At 50.7% G+C, this 16,136-nt stretch carries 18 protein-coding genes; 11 read left to right on the top strand and 7 right to left on the bottom strand.

The window, feature by feature from the left end; translation table 11 throughout:
• Nucleotides 1–348: 348 nt before the first annotated feature.
• Complete coding sequence (locus tag HBA93_RS06950) at nt 349–1,155, top strand: undecaprenyl-diphosphate phosphatase (RefSeq protein WP_221722793.1); 807 nt, start codon at nt 349–351, stop codon at nt 1,153–1,155.
• Nucleotides 1,156–1,221: 66 nt separating this feature from the next.
• On the opposite strand, the gene HBA93_RS06945 is transcribed toward HBA93_RS06950, so the two are convergent.
• The gene (locus HBA93_RS06945) at nt 1,222–2,211 is read right to left on the bottom strand and encodes a complex I NDUFA9 subunit family protein (protein ID WP_221722792.1); all 990 of its coding nucleotides are present in this window, start codon (nt 2,209–2,211) and stop codon (nt 1,222–1,224) included.
• A 263-nt stretch (nt 2,212–2,474) separates the two neighbouring features.
• On the opposite strand from HBA93_RS06945, the gene lepA reads away from it, so the two are divergent.
• Entirely contained in the window at nt 2,475–4,283 is a 1,809-nt protein-coding gene (gene lepA / locus HBA93_RS06940) for a translation elongation factor 4 (protein ID WP_221722791.1), read from the top strand.
• A gap of 70 nt (nt 4,284–4,353) precedes the next feature.
• Nucleotides 4,354–4,605: an Rdx family protein gene (locus tag HBA93_RS06935; protein ID WP_121992416.1), complete on the top strand. Its 252-nt coding sequence runs from the start codon at nt 4,354–4,356 to the stop codon at nt 4,603–4,605.
• Between the two features lie 348 nt (nt 4,606–4,953).
• On the opposite strand, the gene HBA93_RS06930 is transcribed toward HBA93_RS06935, so the two are convergent.
• Nucleotides 4,954–6,180, bottom strand: coding sequence for a DNA recombination protein RmuC (locus HBA93_RS06930; RefSeq protein ID WP_221722790.1), 1,227 nt, complete (start codon nt 6,178–6,180; stop codon nt 4,954–4,956).
• Nucleotides 6,181–6,358: 178 nt separating this feature from the next.
• On the opposite strand from HBA93_RS06930, the gene def reads away from it, so the two are divergent.
• The 4 genes from def to truA are packed head-to-tail and all read left to right on the top strand — an operon-like array spanning nt 6,359 to nt 9,157.
• Complete coding sequence (def, locus tag HBA93_RS06925) at nt 6,359–6,892, top strand: peptide deformylase (RefSeq protein ID WP_221722789.1); 534 nt, start codon at nt 6,359–6,361, stop codon at nt 6,890–6,892.
• 49 nt (nt 6,893–6,941) lie between these two features.
• Nucleotides 6,942–7,877: a methionyl-tRNA formyltransferase gene (fmt, locus tag HBA93_RS06920; protein ID WP_221722788.1), complete on the top strand. Its 936-nt coding sequence runs from the start codon at nt 6,942–6,944 to the stop codon at nt 7,875–7,877.
• The gene (locus tag HBA93_RS06915; protein WP_221722787.1) at nt 7,874–8,401 is read left to right on the top strand and encodes a GNAT family N-acetyltransferase; all 528 of its coding nucleotides are present in this window, start codon (nt 7,874–7,876) and stop codon (nt 8,399–8,401) included. Before fmt ends, HBA93_RS06915 begins: the two co-directional genes overlap by 4 nt.
• Nucleotides 8,402–9,157 carry a tRNA pseudouridine(38-40) synthase TruA gene (gene truA / locus HBA93_RS06910; protein WP_221722786.1) on the top strand — a complete coding sequence of 252 codons (756 nt, stop codon included), beginning with the start codon at nt 8,402–8,404 and terminating at the stop codon, nt 9,155–9,157. It begins immediately after the preceding gene.
• Here the strand turns inward: truA and HBA93_RS06905 are convergent.
• Entirely contained in the window at nt 9,152–9,757 is a 606-nt protein-coding gene (locus HBA93_RS06905; RefSeq protein WP_221722785.1) for a hypothetical protein, read from the bottom strand. The genes truA and HBA93_RS06905 overlap by 6 nt on opposite strands.
• Before the next feature lie 70 nt (nt 9,758–9,827).
• On the bottom strand, nt 9,828–11,015 hold the full coding sequence (gene dapE / locus HBA93_RS06900; RefSeq protein WP_502910054.1) for a succinyl-diaminopimelate desuccinylase: 1,188 nt from the start codon (nt 11,013–11,015) through the stop codon (nt 9,828–9,830).
• A gap of 414 nt (nt 11,016–11,429) precedes the next feature.
• Between dapE and HBA93_RS06895 the strand changes: the two genes are divergently transcribed.
• From HBA93_RS06895 to HBA93_RS06885, 3 genes are all read left to right on the top strand, one after another.
• Nucleotides 11,430–11,645, top strand: coding sequence for a hypothetical protein (locus HBA93_RS06895; protein ID WP_122092467.1), 216 nt, complete (start codon nt 11,430–11,432; stop codon nt 11,643–11,645).
• A 122-nt stretch (nt 11,646–11,767) separates the two neighbouring features.
• On the top strand, nt 11,768–11,983 hold the full coding sequence (locus tag HBA93_RS06890) for a hypothetical protein (RefSeq protein WP_022712476.1): 216 nt from the start codon (nt 11,768–11,770) through the stop codon (nt 11,981–11,983).
• Between the two features lie 122 nt (nt 11,984–12,105).
• Nucleotides 12,106–12,321, top strand: coding sequence for a hypothetical protein (locus tag HBA93_RS06885; protein ID WP_121993085.1), 216 nt, complete (start codon nt 12,106–12,108; stop codon nt 12,319–12,321).
• Between the two features lie 69 nt (nt 12,322–12,390).
• On the opposite strand, the gene dapD is transcribed toward HBA93_RS06885, so the two are convergent.
• Entirely contained in the window at nt 12,391–13,245 is an 855-nt protein-coding gene (gene dapD, locus HBA93_RS06880) for a 2,3,4,5-tetrahydropyridine-2,6-dicarboxylate N-succinyltransferase (protein WP_121992978.1), read from the bottom strand.
• A 377-nt stretch (nt 13,246–13,622) separates the two neighbouring features.
• Here dapD and HBA93_RS06875 point away from each other — a divergent pair, with 377 nt between their 5' ends.
• Complete coding sequence (locus tag HBA93_RS06875; protein WP_022712479.1) at nt 13,623–14,462, top strand: LOG family protein; 840 nt, start codon at nt 13,623–13,625, stop codon at nt 14,460–14,462.
• 54 nt (nt 14,463–14,516) lie between these two features.
• Here the strand turns inward: HBA93_RS06875 and HBA93_RS06870 are convergent, their stop codons facing one another.
• A complete protein-coding gene (locus HBA93_RS06870; RefSeq protein ID WP_221722784.1) occupies nt 14,517–15,404 on the bottom strand; it encodes a DUF817 domain-containing protein in 888 nt (295 codons plus the stop codon).
• The gene (locus HBA93_RS06865; protein ID WP_121992979.1) at nt 15,405–16,103 is read right to left on the bottom strand and encodes a pyrimidine 5'-nucleotidase; all 699 of its coding nucleotides are present in this window, start codon (nt 16,101–16,103) and stop codon (nt 15,405–15,407) included.
• Nucleotides 16,104–16,136: the final 33 nt, after the last annotated feature.

The raw sequence follows: 16,136 nt of genomic DNA, 5'->3' as shown, positions 1-16,136 counted from the left end.
ACCTGCAAAAGAGTCAGACCTTAAAGAAGGTTCCGGTCCGGCAGAGCGTTAAGCCTGAGGGCAGACGAGGAGTTAGATTTAAAACAGCAGACGCAATAAAAATGCGGTTGTAGAGCATTTTGCGTAATTATACATGCTTCCTATAAATAATTGGTTAGGACGGGTGAGTTACATAAAGATGCATTGCATTGTGAGTAAAAACATTTCAACAGGCTGAATTTATGGCGGTGAGATTGTTTTTCAGCATATTTCCGGTTCACAGACATAATGTCCGTTTAATTCCGACATTTAAAATCTATCCGGACCGGCGGCAATATTTATATAACGCAGACAAAGGTATTCAGCATTATGGACGCATGGGCAATATTTGAAGCTGCGATTCTCGGTCTTCTGGAAGGTTTGACAGAGTTTCTGCCGGTGTCGTCTACAGGCCATCTTTTGCTGGCAGGACACTTTCTTGGCTTTGAATCAACCGGCCGTACTTTTGAGGTGCTGATTCAGCTTGGTGCTATTCTCGCAATCCTGAGTGTTTATTTCGGCCGTTTGTGGAAGCTGCTGACTGATCTGCCGCGGGATGCGGGTGCAAGGCGTTTTGCAACCGGAATCATACTGGCCTTTTTACCGGCTGCCGTGATCGGTGCGCTGGCACATAGTTATATCAAACAGGTTTTGTTTGAAACGCCGGTGCTGGTCTGCTCGATGCTGATTCTCGGCGGGTTTGTTCTTCTGTGGGTAGATCGGCTGCCGCTGCGACCGCGTTATAATGATGTGACGCAATATTCGCTGAAAATGTGCTTTATGATCGGCCTTGTGCAGTGCTTGGCAATGATACCGGGTGTGTCCCGTTCCGGTTCGACCATTGTCGGGGCACTGCTGATGGGCTCGGATAAGCGTTCCGCTGCAGAATTTTCGTTCTTTCTGGCCATGCCGACAATGGCCGGTGCTTTTGCCTATGATCTCTATAAAAATCATGCGCTGCTCTCAACGAATGATCTGACGCAGATTGGTATCGGCTTTGTTGCGGCTTTCATCTCCGGTGTGATTGTTGTGCGTTATTTGCTGGATTATGTATCCCGCCACGGTTTTGCATTGTTTGCCTGGTGGCGTCTGATCGTCGGTTCCGCCGGTCTGGCCGCGTTGATGGTCTGGGGTTAAGCTTCAAATATCAGAAACAGAAAAGGCCCCGCGAGGGGCCTTTATTGTATTCAGTTTATGGCCGTTTTAGCGGGCAAGGCTTGCCTTGTCATACTGACCCAGCACACGGTAGCGCCAGAGGTAAGACGGCAGGATTGCATCAATTGCCTGTGGTTTGATGCCCAGACCTTCCAGTGTCAGGTCAGCATCCGCAGCTTCCTGTGAAACCACATTATTGCTCTTCAGCAGTTTAACATGGTCGCTGGTCAGCGGCGGGTTTGGCAACAGGCCAAGAATTTTTCCCTGCAGGCTGGCAACCCACCAAGGCAGGTTGATGAAAGCGCGTTTGCGGCCGATCACTTCCAGCGAAATTTCCATGCAGCGACGCAGGGTCAGCACTTCCGCGCCACCCAGCTCATAGGCCTTACCTGCCTGCAATTTACCCTCAACCGCACGGGCAATCACTTCAGCCACATCGCCGACATAAACCGGCTGGAACTGGGTCTTGCCGCCGCCGATCAGAGGCATGAACGGGGAGAAACGGGACATGCTGGCGAATTTGTTGAAGAACTGGTCTTCAGGACCGAAAATCACGCTCGGGCGCAGAATGACCGCATCCGGCTTTACGCTCAGTACCTGACGTTCTGCTTCTGCTTTGGTGCGGGCATATTCGGATGAGCTTTTCAGATCTGCTCCGAGTGCCGACATATGCAGCAGCGGCAGACCGGCAGCGGCAGCAACTTCAGCCACATGTTTCGCACCGATGGCATGAACAGTGTTGAAACGCTGTTTGCCGCCTTCGGCAAGAATACCAACCAGATTAACGACATAATCCGCGCCTTTGACTGCACGTTCAACCGACCAGCGATGACGGATATTGGCCTGTACCAGCTGGATCTGACCGATATTGCCAAGCGGCTGCATGTAATAGGCAATTTCCGGCTTGCGCACAGCAACACGCACACGGTAACCGCGCCGTGCCAGTGCATCAACCACATGACGCCCTACAAAACCTGAACCACCGAAAACTGTAACCAGTTTTGGTGTTGTGCGGTGATTAAGCGTTTGCGTGTCCATGACCTGTCTCCTGCGCCGGTCTTATTGCGGCATGATAGCTGCATAGCGGATATTGCCATCTCTATGCAGTAAACTTTCCAGTGCTGCCCCGCGATGTCTTGCGCGTTCTGCCAGCTTTGGGGTCACGCTTTACTGGTTTTTTGCCGTTTCGCAAAGGGGACATAATGCACCATACCCCGAAAGATTACACTTTAAGCTTTGTTTTGCCCCGATTTGCATGAATCCCCTTTGCCTTTGCGCAAATCTGCTGCTAAATCGCGCGCATGAGCACACCACTTGACCATATCCGGAATTTTTCCATCGTCGCCCATATTGATCATGGGAAGTCGACACTTGCCGACCGTTTGATTCAAGCAACCGGCGGCCTTGATAATCGTGAAATGAAAGAGCAGGTGCTCGACTCGATGGATATCGAGCGCGAGCGCGGCATCACGATCAAGGCGCAGACTGTTCGCCTGAATTATCGTGCGAAAAACGGTGAGGACTATGTTCTCAACCTGATCGACACGCCGGGGCATGTTGACTTTGCCTATGAAGTTTCCCGCTCACTGGCGGCCTGTGAAGGTTCGCTGCTGGTGGTAGACGCGTCTCAGGGCGTGGAAGCGCAGACGCTGGCCAATGTTTATCAGGCGATCGACAATAATCATGATCTGGTTGTTGTGCTGAACAAGATTGATCTGCCTGCGGCTGATCCTGAGCGTGTGAAAGAACAGGTTGAAGATGTGATCGGTATCGACGCATCGGATGCCGTGGAAATTTCCGCAAAAAGTGGTCTGGGCATTCCGGCTGTGCTGGAAGCGATTGTTGAGCGCCTGCCGCCGCCAAAAGAAGGCGACCGTGATGCACCGCTCAAAGCCATGCTGGTGGATAGCTGGTATGACACCTATCTCGGTGTAATCGTTCTGGTGCGTATCATCGACGGTGTTTTGAAAAAAGGCCAGACCATCCGCATGATGGGCACAGGCGCCAAATATCCGGTGGAGCGCGTCGGCGTATTCACACCGAAAATGGTGGCTGTTGAAGATCTGGGGCCGGGTGAGCTTGGCTTTATCACTGCCTCGATCAAGGAAGTAGCGGATACCCGCGTCGGTGATACGATCACCGAGGATAAACGTCCGACAGCAACCATGCTACCGGGTTTCAAGCCTGCACAGCCGGTGGTTTTCTGCGGTTTGTTCCCTGTGGATGCGGCTGATTTTGAAGATTTGCGTGCTGCCATGGGCAAGCTGCGTCTTAATGATGCGAGCTTCTCCTTTGAAATGGAAACATCGGCTGCTCTGGGATTTGGTTTCCGTTGCGGTTTCCTCGGGCTGTTGCATCTTGAAATCATTCAGGAACGTCTTTCCCGCGAATTTGATCTTGATCTGATCGCTACCGCACCTTCCGTTGTCTATCGCATGAATATGCTCGATGGTTCGGTGAAGGAACTGCACAATCCGGCAGATATGCCGGATGTGGTGAAAATCACTTCTATTGAAGAGCCGTGGATTAAAGCGACGATTCTGACGCCGGATGATTATCTCGGTTCGATCCTGAAACTCTGTCAGGAGCGTCGTGGTATTCAGGTCGATCTGTCTTATGTCGGCCCGCGTGCGATGGTGACCTATGAACTGCCGCTCAACGAAGTGGTGTTCGATTTCTACGATCGCCTGAAGTCGATTTCCAAAGGTTATGCATCTTTCGATTATAATCTGTCGGAATATAAAGAAGGTGATCTGGTGAAGATGTCGATCCTCGTCAATGACGAGCCGGTTGATGCGCTCTCCATGCTGGTACATCGTTCTGCTGCTGAAAAACGTGGCCGCGTGCTGTGTGAAAAGCTCAAAGACCTGATCCCGCAGCATATGTTCAAAATTCCGATTCAGGCGGCAATTGGCGGACGTATTGTTGCGCGTGAGACGATCTCGGCTCTGCGCAAGGACGTGACGGCGAAATGTTACGGTGGTGACGTTTCGCGTAAGCGCAAACTTCTGGAAAAACAGAAGGAAGGTAAGAAGCGCATGCGTCAGTTCGGTAAGGTGGAAATTCCGCAGGAAGCCTTCATTCAGGCGCTTAAAATGGGTGATGAATAATCACTTCAGAGACTTCGAGCAGACCCGCCTTCCGGCGGGTTTGTTTTAATTAAATATAGGATATTTCGATATGACTGCTAAGCCACGTATTACCATTGAATATTGTATCCAGTGTAACTGGATGCTCCGTGCTGCATGGGCGGCTCAGGAATTGTTGCAGGCATTCGGTGATGAAGTCGGTGAGATCGCGCTTATTCCGGGCGGCGACGGCAATTACATCATTCGTCTGAATGAGCAGGTGGTATGGGATCGTAAAGCTGAAAACGGCTTTCCGGAAACCGATGCGCTGGTTGCCCGTATTCGTGAGACAATGAAGGGCTGATCAGGCTCTGGTCTTTGTATGATATATAAAGACGTAGCAAGCTGATTTTTATTGTAAAATAAAAGCCGGATGCAGTGTGTGTCCGGCTTTCTTATTTATCGGGCAAAGTGTTGCGGCCATAATTTAATACGGAGATTCCGCTGCGGCTGTCCGGTTTTTGTGCGGATATATATGAGCTGCATAGACGCGGATTGCTGGTTTCGTCTTTATTTATTGCGGCGCAGATAGCTTAAATGGTTAATTTTACGGCCTAAAATAAGGCTCTGTTGTGCCTTGAACAGGATTTTAGCCACGTTTTGCAAAGGCCTATAATCCCGTTCTCAGAGATAGATTCCGTCAAATTGTTTCCTATAAAAAGCGCGGTGCCGGAGCACTGCCATTCTGTGGCAAGGATTGTTGCTGCGGCGCTTTTTTCTGTTCGTGATTATCCGGATTATCGCCCAGTTCCAATGCCTCAATCTTTGCACTGCGACGGGTGACTTTGGAGGATGAGATCAGAATATCGTCAATGTCGCGGCTGGCCTGTGAGAAATGGGTTTGTAATTTGCGCACACGCTCATCAAGGCGCGATACATCATCCATCAGCCGCACAACCTCTCCCTGAATGAGATGGGCCTGTTCCCGCATCCGTGCATCTTTGAGTACCGACTGGATGACCTGAATGGAGAGCATCAGCAGGGAAGGTGAGACAATAACCACCCGTGAGCGGTGAGCCCGCTGGATAATGACTTCAAAATTCTCGTGAATTTCCGCAAAGATCGATTCTGACGGTACAAACAGAAAGGCCGTATCCTGTGTCTCACCGCTGATGAAATATTTGGCGGCAATGTCACGGATATGTACCTCCATATTGCGGCGAAAAAGCTGCTCATAATGACGCTTGGCTTCCGGTGTTTCCGAGGCTTTTAATGCATTCCAGCTTTCCAGCGGGAATTTGGCATCGACCACCAGTGAGGCTGTGCCATTAGGCATCCGCACAAGACAATCAGGGCGCATGCCATTGGAGAGTGTAGCCTGAAACTCATAGGCACCCATTGGCAGGCCGTCGGCAATAATTGCTTCCATCCGCGACTGGCCGAAAGCGCCCCGCGTTTGCTTATTGGCTAGGGTGGCCTGCAATTGCACAACCTGACCGGCGAGAGACTGGATATTGTTCTGGGCAGTATCAATCACCGCCAGCCGCTCCTGCAACTTGCTCAGATTTTCATGAGTTGAACGGGTCTGTTCATTGATGCTGCGGCCAAGATGACTGGTCATGCCGTCCAGCCGGTCGCGGATGGATTTGTTGAGTTCTGCCTGCCGCGAGCCGAAAAGCTCTGCCATCGTCTGCATCCGGCCCTGCATTTCTGCCTGACTTTTCAGGATCGACTGCATTTGCATTTCTGCCTCGCGTGCCCGCTCTTCTGACTGGAATTGTGCATGCAGCATGGCTCTGCTGCTGCGGCCGGAGAGCCAGAACAGCAGGAGGAGGATGAGCAGTACAAAACCGCCCGCCGCCAGCAAAAACTGGGCGGGGCTGAGGCCGAGTACACCCGCAAAGGATGCCGGTATTTCTGAAGCAGATAATGTTTCCATAGATAAAGATTACACGATTCGCGGTAAATATAGGAATAAAACGTGAACAAATTTTTGTTCATCTCATGTAATTTATTGACGGCGGAGTGCTGAGAGATTAGATCGAACATCATTCCGATTGTGCCTGCCTGCGCGGGTGTCAGATATTTTCAATCATTTGCAACACCGGATCAATGTGATGACCATTAAGCCGATTATTTTTATTCCTGATCCGGTATTGCGTCAGGTTTCCAAACCCGTTGAGCGTTTCGATGCGGATTTGCGTAAATTTTCTGATGATATGTTTGCCACGATGTATGATGCGCCGGGTATTGGTCTGGCTGCAATTCAGGTGGCTGAACCGATCCGTATGGTGGTGATCGATCTGGCGAAAGAGGGCGATGCCCCTGCGCCGCATGTTTTTATCAATCCGGTGATTGTTGAGCGCTCGGATGAGCCGAGCAGCTATGAAGAGGGTTGCCTCTCGATCCCTGATTATTATGCGGAAGTGGAACGCCCTGCGACTGTGCGCGTGACCTATCAGGATCTGGATGGCAAACCGCGGGAAATCAAAGCTGAAGGCCTGATGGCTACCTGTCTGCAGCATGAGATTGACCATCTGGATGGCGTACTTTTTATCGACCATATTTCCAAGCTCAAGCGGGATATGGTGATCAAGAAATTCAAAAAACTGGCCAAGACCCATGTGCCGGCTTCGGGTAAAAAAATCTGAAATACAGGCTGAATTACGGCCAGGTCAGAGAGTGTAGGTAGGATAGTCTATGTCATTACGTATTGTGTTTATGGGCACGCCGGAATTTTCTGTTCCGGTGATGACAGCGCTGATCGGACAGGGCTATGAAATTGTGGCTGTTTACAGCCAGCCGCCGCGTCCGGCTGGTCGGCGTGGACTGGAACTGACAAAATCGCCGGTGCATGAAAAGGCCGAAGAATTCGGTATTCCTGTTTTCACGCCGAAAAGCCTGAAAGGCGAAGAAGAACAGCAGATTTTCCGTGATCTCAATGCGGATGTTGCGGTTGTTGTGGCCTATGGCATGTTGCTGCCAAAGGCCATTCTCGAAGCACCTGTACTTGGTTGCTATAATGGTCATGCGTCTCTGTTACCGCGCTGGCGTGGTGCGGCGCCAATTCAGCGTGCGATTATGGCTGGTGATGCCGAGACCGGTATGATGATTATGAAAATGGATGAGGGGCTGGATACCGGCCCTGTCGCCATGGTTGAGAAAATCACCATTACCCCGAATATGACTTGCGGCGAGTTGCATGATCGTCTGAGTATTACGGGTGCCGATCTGATGGTACGTGCTATGGCTGCACTGGAGCGTGACAGTCTGAAGCTCAACCCGCAGTCAGAAGATGGCGTGACCTATGCCTCCAAGATTGAAAAATCTGAGGCGCGTATCGACTGGTCGCAACCTGCACAGGCCGTACATAACTGTATCCGTGGTTTGAGCCCGTTTCCGGGTGCCTGGTGCGAGATGGAAATCAATGGTCAACTCGAGCGCATCAAAGTACTGCGCTCGGTGATCGCTGATGGTGCAGGCAAAGCCGGTGAAGTGCTGGACGGCCAGCTGGTAATTGCCTGTGGTGAGGGTGCGGTTGCGCTGACGCTGGTGCAGAAAGCCGGTGGCAAGGCTGTCAACGCTGCAGAATTCTGCAATGGCGTTAAACTGAGCCGCGGTACGATTTTGCCATGAGCCATTCTCCCGTCAAACAGCTAGATATTCGCCCTGTCAGCGAGCTGGATCGCTCAAAGATTGACGACGTGATTGCCGCTGCTTTTGACGGGACTGATGAAGTTGCATTGGTACGCAAGCTGGTTTCAGACGAGGATATTGTACTGGAACTGGTCGCCGAAGCGGAAGGCACAATCATCGGGCATATTCTGTTTTCCCGTTTATGGATTGAGCAAGATCACGATCGTCTTGCCGCTGTGGCATTGGCACCGCTGGCGGTACTACCTGCGCATCAACGGGCAGGAATTGGCCATGCGCTGATCGAAGAGGCACATCGCTTGCTGGTGCAGCAGGGCGAGAGGCTGAGTATTGTTTTGGGCGAGCCTGCATATTATGGCCGCTTTGGCTATGATGTTGCGGATGCTGCGCAGCTTGAAAGTCTTTATCCTGCACAATATTTGCAATTGAAATATCTCACAGAGAGCAAGCCTTGTACGACCATACAGGGCAAATTGATTTATGCTTCTGCATTCGGAGAGAGTTGAGTGCCGCGTTATCGCCTGACAGTTGAATATGATGGTTCATCCTATGCCGGATGGCAGCGGCAGGATAATGCGCCGAGTGTGCAAGGCGCTATCGAGTCCGCTATTTTCAAGTTTTGTGGCGACAGCAATTCTCTCGGTGCGGCAGGGCGCACCGATGCCGGTGTCCATGCTTTTCAGCAGACCGCACATGTCGATCTGACAAAAGACTGGGCGGCCTCCAAAGTCCGTGATGCGGTTAATGCTTATCTGGCGCTGGCTAAAGACGGTGTCTTCCTGCTGAATGTTGAAAAAGTGCCGGATCGTTTTGATGCGCGCTTCAGCGCGTTGGGACGGCATTATATTTACCGTATTATCAACCGTCGCACACCTTTGGCGCTGGAAGCCAGCCGAGCCTGGTGGGTGGCGAAAAAGCTCGATACGGATGCCATGCAGGAAGCCGCACAATTGCTTGTCGGTTTGCATGATTTTACGACATTCCGCTCAACACAATGCCAGTCCAAAAGCCCTGTTAAAACGCTTGATCTTCTGGATGTTCAGCGCCATGGCGAGTTGATTGAGGTGCGGGCATCTGCACGGTCTTTTCTGCATAATCAGGTGCGGTCTCTGGTTGGCAGTATTTCTGAAGTGGGGACAGGCCGCTGGACCAATGACGATCTGGTGGCGGCACTGGAAGCGCGTGACCGCAAAGCCTGCGGTGTCGTGGCACCTGCCCACGGCCTCTATATGATTGGTGCGGATTATCCGCTGATTTTATAGAGCAGGTATAAAACCTGCCAGATTTTGCAGTATGATTGTCAGCATAATACTGCCCAGCACCACAGAAATGAAAAATGGTGCGGCGAAACTATGTGGTCTTTGCAATGCTGCGCGGGTGAGCCTGTAGCTCAGCACCAATGTCGCCAGAAACAGCCCGAAACCGATACCTGCGAAGACCGGAGACAAATCCGGCAGCAGCAGGTTGAGGAATGAGAGCGGGGCATAAATCCAGGCAAATAACGCGGTTGTCCAGTTTGTAGCGACCACATAGGTGGAAAAACGACGCTCAAGGCCAAGGCTGCGGCTGAGAAAGCCGATGATGAGCAGCGGCAACAACCAGACAATCATGTCAATGGCGCCGAGCTTGACCGTATTGATAAGGCGCAATGCTGTAGCGTCGCCGCTTTCTGTTCCTTCGGTAAGACGGGCAGCGATTTCAACCCAGCCGATCAGCATTGGCGGCAGAGAAATCAGGATTGCATAAAAAGACCGCCAGAAACCGTCTGCATCCGTATTCAGATCATTCAATGCTTCCGGATGGCCGGTCATGGTGCGCCAGACTGCGGAGAAATAATACTGAATCTCTTCAAAACTGGGCATGGGCAACCTGTATAAGTGACGACGAAAGAGGTGCCTGTGTTTTCAGGACAGGCACCCGAAGTAAAATGACTCAGGCGAAAAAACCCTCAAGGAATTTTTCGTAAATTGCGGTGAGATTTTCAAGGTCTTGCAGTGATGTCCGCTCATTGGCCATATGCATGGTCTGGCCGACAAGACCAAATTCCACCACAGGACAATAATCCTTGATGAAGCGGGCATCGGATGTGCCGCCGGATGTGGAAAGCGTAGCCTGTTTTCCGGTTACCGCTTTGATCGCACCGTTAAGAGAGTCAATCAGCTTGTCATTGCGGGTCAGAAATACATGGCTCGGGCGTTCACTCCACTGTAACTCATAGTGCAGCGGTACGGATTTATCCTGCCGGAACGGATTGTCCTGTGCCGCATCGCTCAGGCGACGTGTAACTTCTTCTTGCAGAGTATCGGCTGTCCATGTGTCATTGAAGCGGATATTGAACGAGGCGACCGCTTTTGCCGGAATAACATTGGTTGCCGGATTGCCGACATCAATCGAGGTGATTTCCAGATTTGTGGCCTGAAAATTCTCTGTACCCTTATCATAGGCCGGTATCAGCAGGCTGTTCAGTAACGCCATAATACCGCGTACCGGATTATCCGCATTATGCGGATAGGCCACGTGCCCTTGTGTGCCGTGGACAGTGACGGTTCCGGTAACAGAGCCACGGCGGCCGATTTTGATTGTTTCGCCCAGACGGTCAGGGTTGGTTGGCTCCCCAACCAGTGAGGCATCCCAGTTTTCACCTTTGGATTTTGCCCAATGCAGCAATTTGTCGGTGCCGTTGATTGCGGGGCCTTCTTCGTCGCCGGTAATCAGGAAGGAAATATTCGGTTTGCTATCCGGGAATTTTTTCAGATAGCGTGCGGTTGCGGCAACAAAACAGGCTATTCCGCCCTTCATGTCTACTGCACCGCGGCCATAGAGTTCGCCATTATCAATAACGGCGGCAAAAGGCGGATGTTTCCAGAGTGAAAGATCGCCGGTCGGCACGACATCGGTATGACCGGCAAACATCAGATGCGGGCCTGTCCCTTTGAGGCGGGCATAGAGATTTTCTATATCCGGCGTGCCGTCTTCGGTGAAAACAGGACGCTCAATTTTAAAGCCAAGCGGCTCCAGCATTGCCTGAAGCGTTGTGAGAGCTCCGCCTTCTGCCGGTGTAACTGACGGGCAGCGGATAAGAGCGGCGAGATTTTCAGCGGGATCAAATGTGGTCATCATGCACAAGGCTTAGCAGATGCCGCAAGCCGGTGCATCTGGAATCTATCTTTGATGAGTCACGCTGTGATTTGCCGGTATATAATTCCAAAAACAGCACTGTAACAGGCAGTAATAATATTGTGATAAAACTGTTATTGTTCATTAATTAGGAACGATACAACGAACGGAATGTCTCTGTTTAGAGAACGATGCAGCTAATATTGAAAGAACACCCCAATTTAAAACTCAATAAGATATTGATTTTATTGAACTGATGCGTGTTCATTGTTTTTTCAAGGAAAGATTGTGTCAGAATTTTTATTTGCTCGTAAAATTTATGTGAGTTGAAATCTTAAACAATGGCTCCTATCTCAGGGTCATCGGAACGGCGCATCTCCCAAGCACGTTCACATAAATTGAACAAGGAATATGAAAATGAAAAAGATTGCTTTGACTGTTGCTGCACTTGCTCTTTCTGCCGGAGCAGCTTTTGCTGAAAACCCTAATGCGGGTATTCCTGATGATCTGTACAGCAATGACAAGACACCTGTGATTACCACTTCAACTGTGAAAAGCACGCAGGCTGAAACCTTTACTGACGGTTCCGCACACGGCTTCGGTGATAATGCACCGTCCAGCTATAACAATTGATTAGCCCGTACGTCCTCCGCATTACATCAACACTATGAATAACAGCCGGATTTCAACGTCTGACGAACAGACCTCCCAACTGATCCCGTTGAGAATAACCGGCCTATAAAAGGAATATGAGAATGAAAAAGATTGCTTTGACTGTTGCCGCTCTTGCTCTGACCGCCGGTGCCGCTTTTGCTGAAAATCCAAATGTTGGCATTCCTGATGATCTGTACAGCAATGACAAGACACCTGTGATTACCACTTCAACTGTGAAAAGCACGCAGGCTGAAACCTTTACTGACGGTTCTGCGCACGGTTTCGGTGATAATTCACCATCCAGCTATAACGGCTAATTTAGCCCGTACGTCCTCCGCATTACCTCAACACTATGAATGACAGCCGGATTTCAACGTCTGATGAACAGACCTCCCAACTGATCCGTTGAGAATGACCGGCCTATAAAAGGAATATGAAAATGAAAAAGATTGCTTTGACTGTTGCCGCTCTTGCCCTGACTGCCGGTGCCGCTTTTGCTGAAAACCCAAATGTTGGTATTCCTGACAATCTGTACGGAGCTGACCAGACATTTGTGACTGCTAATGCGACTGTAACCAGCACGCAGGCTGAAACTTATACTGACGGTTCCGCTAACGGCTTTGACGATCATTCGCCTGCAAGCACCCGTCGTTAATTAACGGCAGTGCAAACAAAAAGCGGCGGGCTTCAAGCCCGCCGCTTTTGTTGTTTTTGAAAGGCTGCTTTAATCGCGCAGCAGATCATTGATCGATGTTTTCGAGCGGGTCTTTTCATCAACGCGCTTGACGATAACCGCGCAATAAAGGCTCGGGCCCCAGTTTTCGCCCGGTACATTTTTACCTGGCATGGTACCGGCAACTACAACGGAATAAGGCGGTACTTCACCGTAGAAGACTTCACCGGTTGCACGATCTACAATCTTGGTAGATTTGCCGATATAGACACCCATACCCAGCACGGAACCTTCACGGATAATGCAGCCTTCCACAACTTCCGAGCGGGCGCCGATAAAGCAGTTATCTTCAATGATGGTTGGTTCTGCCTGCAGCGGTTCGAGAACGCCGCCGATACCAACGCCGCCGGACAGATGCACATTCTTGCCGATCTGAGCGCAGGAGCCGACAGTTGCCCATGTATCAACCATGGTGCCTTCACCGACATAAGCACCGAGATTGACAAAAGACGGCATCAGAATAGCGTTTGGCGCAATATAAGCAGAGTGACGCACAACGCAGTTTGGCACGGCGCGGAAACCGGCCTGTGTAAACTCATTGGCAGACCAGCCGTCAAATTTGGACGCCACTTTATCCCACCAAACGGATTCACCCGGACCGCCTTTGATGATTTCCATCGGGTTGAGACGGAAGGAGAGCAAGACTGCTTTTTTCAACCACTGATTGACTGTCCAGTTCCCGTCCGCCTGTTTTTCGGCAACACGTACTTTACCCTGATCAAGGAGCAAGAGGGATTGTGCGACGGCATCACGGATTTCTCCGGTGGTTGATACCGAGACAGTGTCACGCTCATCAAAAGCTTTTGTGATAATTTTTTCGAGAGCTGACAGATCAGGCTGGGACATATTACTGCTCCTGAGGTGTTGAAACGGAATTAAATCGCATTTATTTCGTCATTCAGACGAAATGCCTGACGAAATATACAGATTACGGAATATTTTCGGCAAATGATTAGGCTATGCTCAAAGCATGGTCAATCTTGGCATTGCCGCTTTTGCACTATATGCCTCAGTATCTGATCTAAAAGTCGCCATGCCGGCCTGCAAAGGGCAATTTCTGGGCTTCCGGTACTCACGTACAATAGGTACGCTCCGTTCCGGTTCTCGAAATCACCCTTTTCGTCTCGGCCTGACGATTTTTGATTCAGACACTCAATATGGAAACACGAACAGTGGCTTGCTTTTTTATAATTGATGTCGCTGCCACAACAGGATGATATTGCATGAATCCGCTTGAGAAAGATGGCTGGACACCTTTCAGCAATTCCGGTGAAACTGTTAAGCGCGTCGCTGCGGTGCCGGATACACCGCAAACCCGTGCGCCTGCCTACAAGCTGGCTTTCAGCGATGCGGAGTTTATGACCAAGCGGGAACTGCGCCCGATCCGCCTGCAGCTTGAACTGCTGAAGCCGGAAATGATTATGGAAGAGCGTGGCATCAAGTCGACTGTGGTTTTGTTCGGCGGGGCACGTATTCCTGAGCCGGGCGGTGAGGCGTGGGCTGCGAAAAACGAAGTTCAGAAAAAGAACCTCGAAGCCAATTCTGTCTATTATGAAGAAGCGCGTGAATTTGCCCGCCGCTGCTCGGAATATTCGGCTTCAACCTATTATCGCGAATTTGTGGTTGTGACCGGTGGCGGACCGGGTGTGATGGAAGCAGGGAACCGTGGTGCGGCAGATATTGGTGCGCCGTCTATTGGCCTGAACATTGTGCTCCCGCATGAGCAGGCACCAAATGCCTATGTCACGCCGGAACTGTGCTTCAACTTCCACTATTTCGCATTGCGTAAGATGCACTTCCTGTTCCGTGCTAAGGCGTTTGCAGTCTTTCCGGGTGGTTTCGGTACAATGGACGAGTTGTTTGAGACACTCACATTGATGCAGACCGGCCGGATGGAACGTGTGCCACTGGTACTGTTCGGTAAAGAGTTCTGGACGAAAGCGATCAATATTCCGTATCTCTCCGAGCAGGGAACGATCTCACCGGAAGATCTGGAGCTGTTCCATTATGTGGATACGGCCGATGAAGCATGGAATGTCGTGAAAGATCACTACGATCTGTAAGTGCTGATAATGAGAAATTGAAACGCCGGTGTGCAAAAGCACCGGCGTTTTTTATTATCTGTCGTCGGGCTTTTTCGGCGGATGAATAATGGTCACCAGCACCACGGAAATTATCATCAGCAGATACCATGCGCCGAGCTTCGACAGCGAGACCGGCACCCATTGGTCATGCTGCCCCGGATAGAGCCAGACGCGTGACCATGTGCCGATATTTTCGGCAATCCAGATGAACAGGGATGTAAGGAAGAACGCCAGCAACAATGGCATACGGTGGCGAAAGCGGAACACGCGGTAATGCATGCTGGTGCGCCAGAACATCAGTGCGGTGATTGCGAAGAGCAGCCAGCGCATATCGGGGATATAATGATGGCTGAAGAAATTGATATAAATGCCGGTGGCGAGTGCAAAAGTCAGCGGTAATGGCGGATAGTTTGCCAGTCTGATATCAAAAATACGGTTGATCCGCGCCATATAGGAACCGACTGCCGCATACATAAAGCCGGAAAACAGCGGCACGCCGCCGATGCGGAACAGATTTTCCTCCGGATAAATCCACGACCCCATATGGGTTTTGAAGATTTCCATTGCTGTTCCGACAATATGGAAAATCAGAATGACTTTGGCTTCACGCAAGGTTTCCAAGCGGCACAACAGCATCAGCAGTTGAACGGTAACTGCTGACAGAAACAGGAAATCATAGCGTGTGATCAGTTGCGGCAAGGCAGAGCCGTCTGCCCAGAGATATTTGCTGAGAATGATCAGCCCGAGCATGACACCGCCGAACAGGCATGCCCATGCCTGTTTCAGCCCGAAAACCAGAAACTCAACCAGTGCGCCGGAGAGACCATGCTGCGGCAACCGGTCAAGCAGCCGGTGTGCTGCTCCATCGATCACAGCTTCCAGTGAAGTAAAACGGCGTTTGCTGTGTACAGGTTGATGCATTTACGGGTGCAGCGCAGTCAGAAACTCTGTCAGATTATCCGTGACAAAATCCACGCTGTCGGTAAAGGCAGGGTCGCTTTCCCAAATCTCGCTGAAATCCGGTTCAAAATTATTCGGCACAATGAGTACTGTTCGCATGCCGGTGGATTTTGGCACTGTGAGATTGCGCGCCAGATCTTCAAACATGGCTGCTTTTTGCGGATTGATTCCGCATTGTTTGTAAAACAGCTCATAAGGTGCACGCTCCGGCTTGGGCACCAGTTGTGCGGCAACAATGTCGAAAATATCGTCGAAACGGTCGAGAATACCAAGCTGTGCAGCAGCATTTTCCGCATGTTTGCGGTCGCCATTGGTATAGATGAATTTACGGCCGGGCAGGCGGGCAATGGCTTCACCCAGAAGCGGGTCGGGTTTCAGCCATGTATAGTCAATGTCATGCACTTTGGCGAGAAAGTCGTCGGGGTCAATATTGTGACATTCCATCAGACCCTTCAGGGTCGTGCCGTATTCCTGATAAAACTGTTTCTGAACTTTTCGCGCTTCATCGCGTGGCAGCTGCAGCAGTTCCGAGACATAAGATGTCATCCGCACATCAATCTGCGAGAACAGATTGGTATCATGCGGGTAGAGCGTATTATCCATATCAAACACCCAGTCAGTGACATGGGCGAAGTGGCGCGGTTCAGGTAAATTGGTCATGCAGGTGTTATGCCACGAAGTTTTGTAAAGATC

Source organism: Ochrobactrum sp. SFR4 (assembly GCF_019730395.1).
Lineage (GTDB): Bacteria > Pseudomonadota > Alphaproteobacteria > Rhizobiales > Rhizobiaceae > Pseudochrobactrum.
Note: the sequence above shows the minus strand (reverse complement) of the source record. Positions and strands in the feature narration are given on the sequence as shown.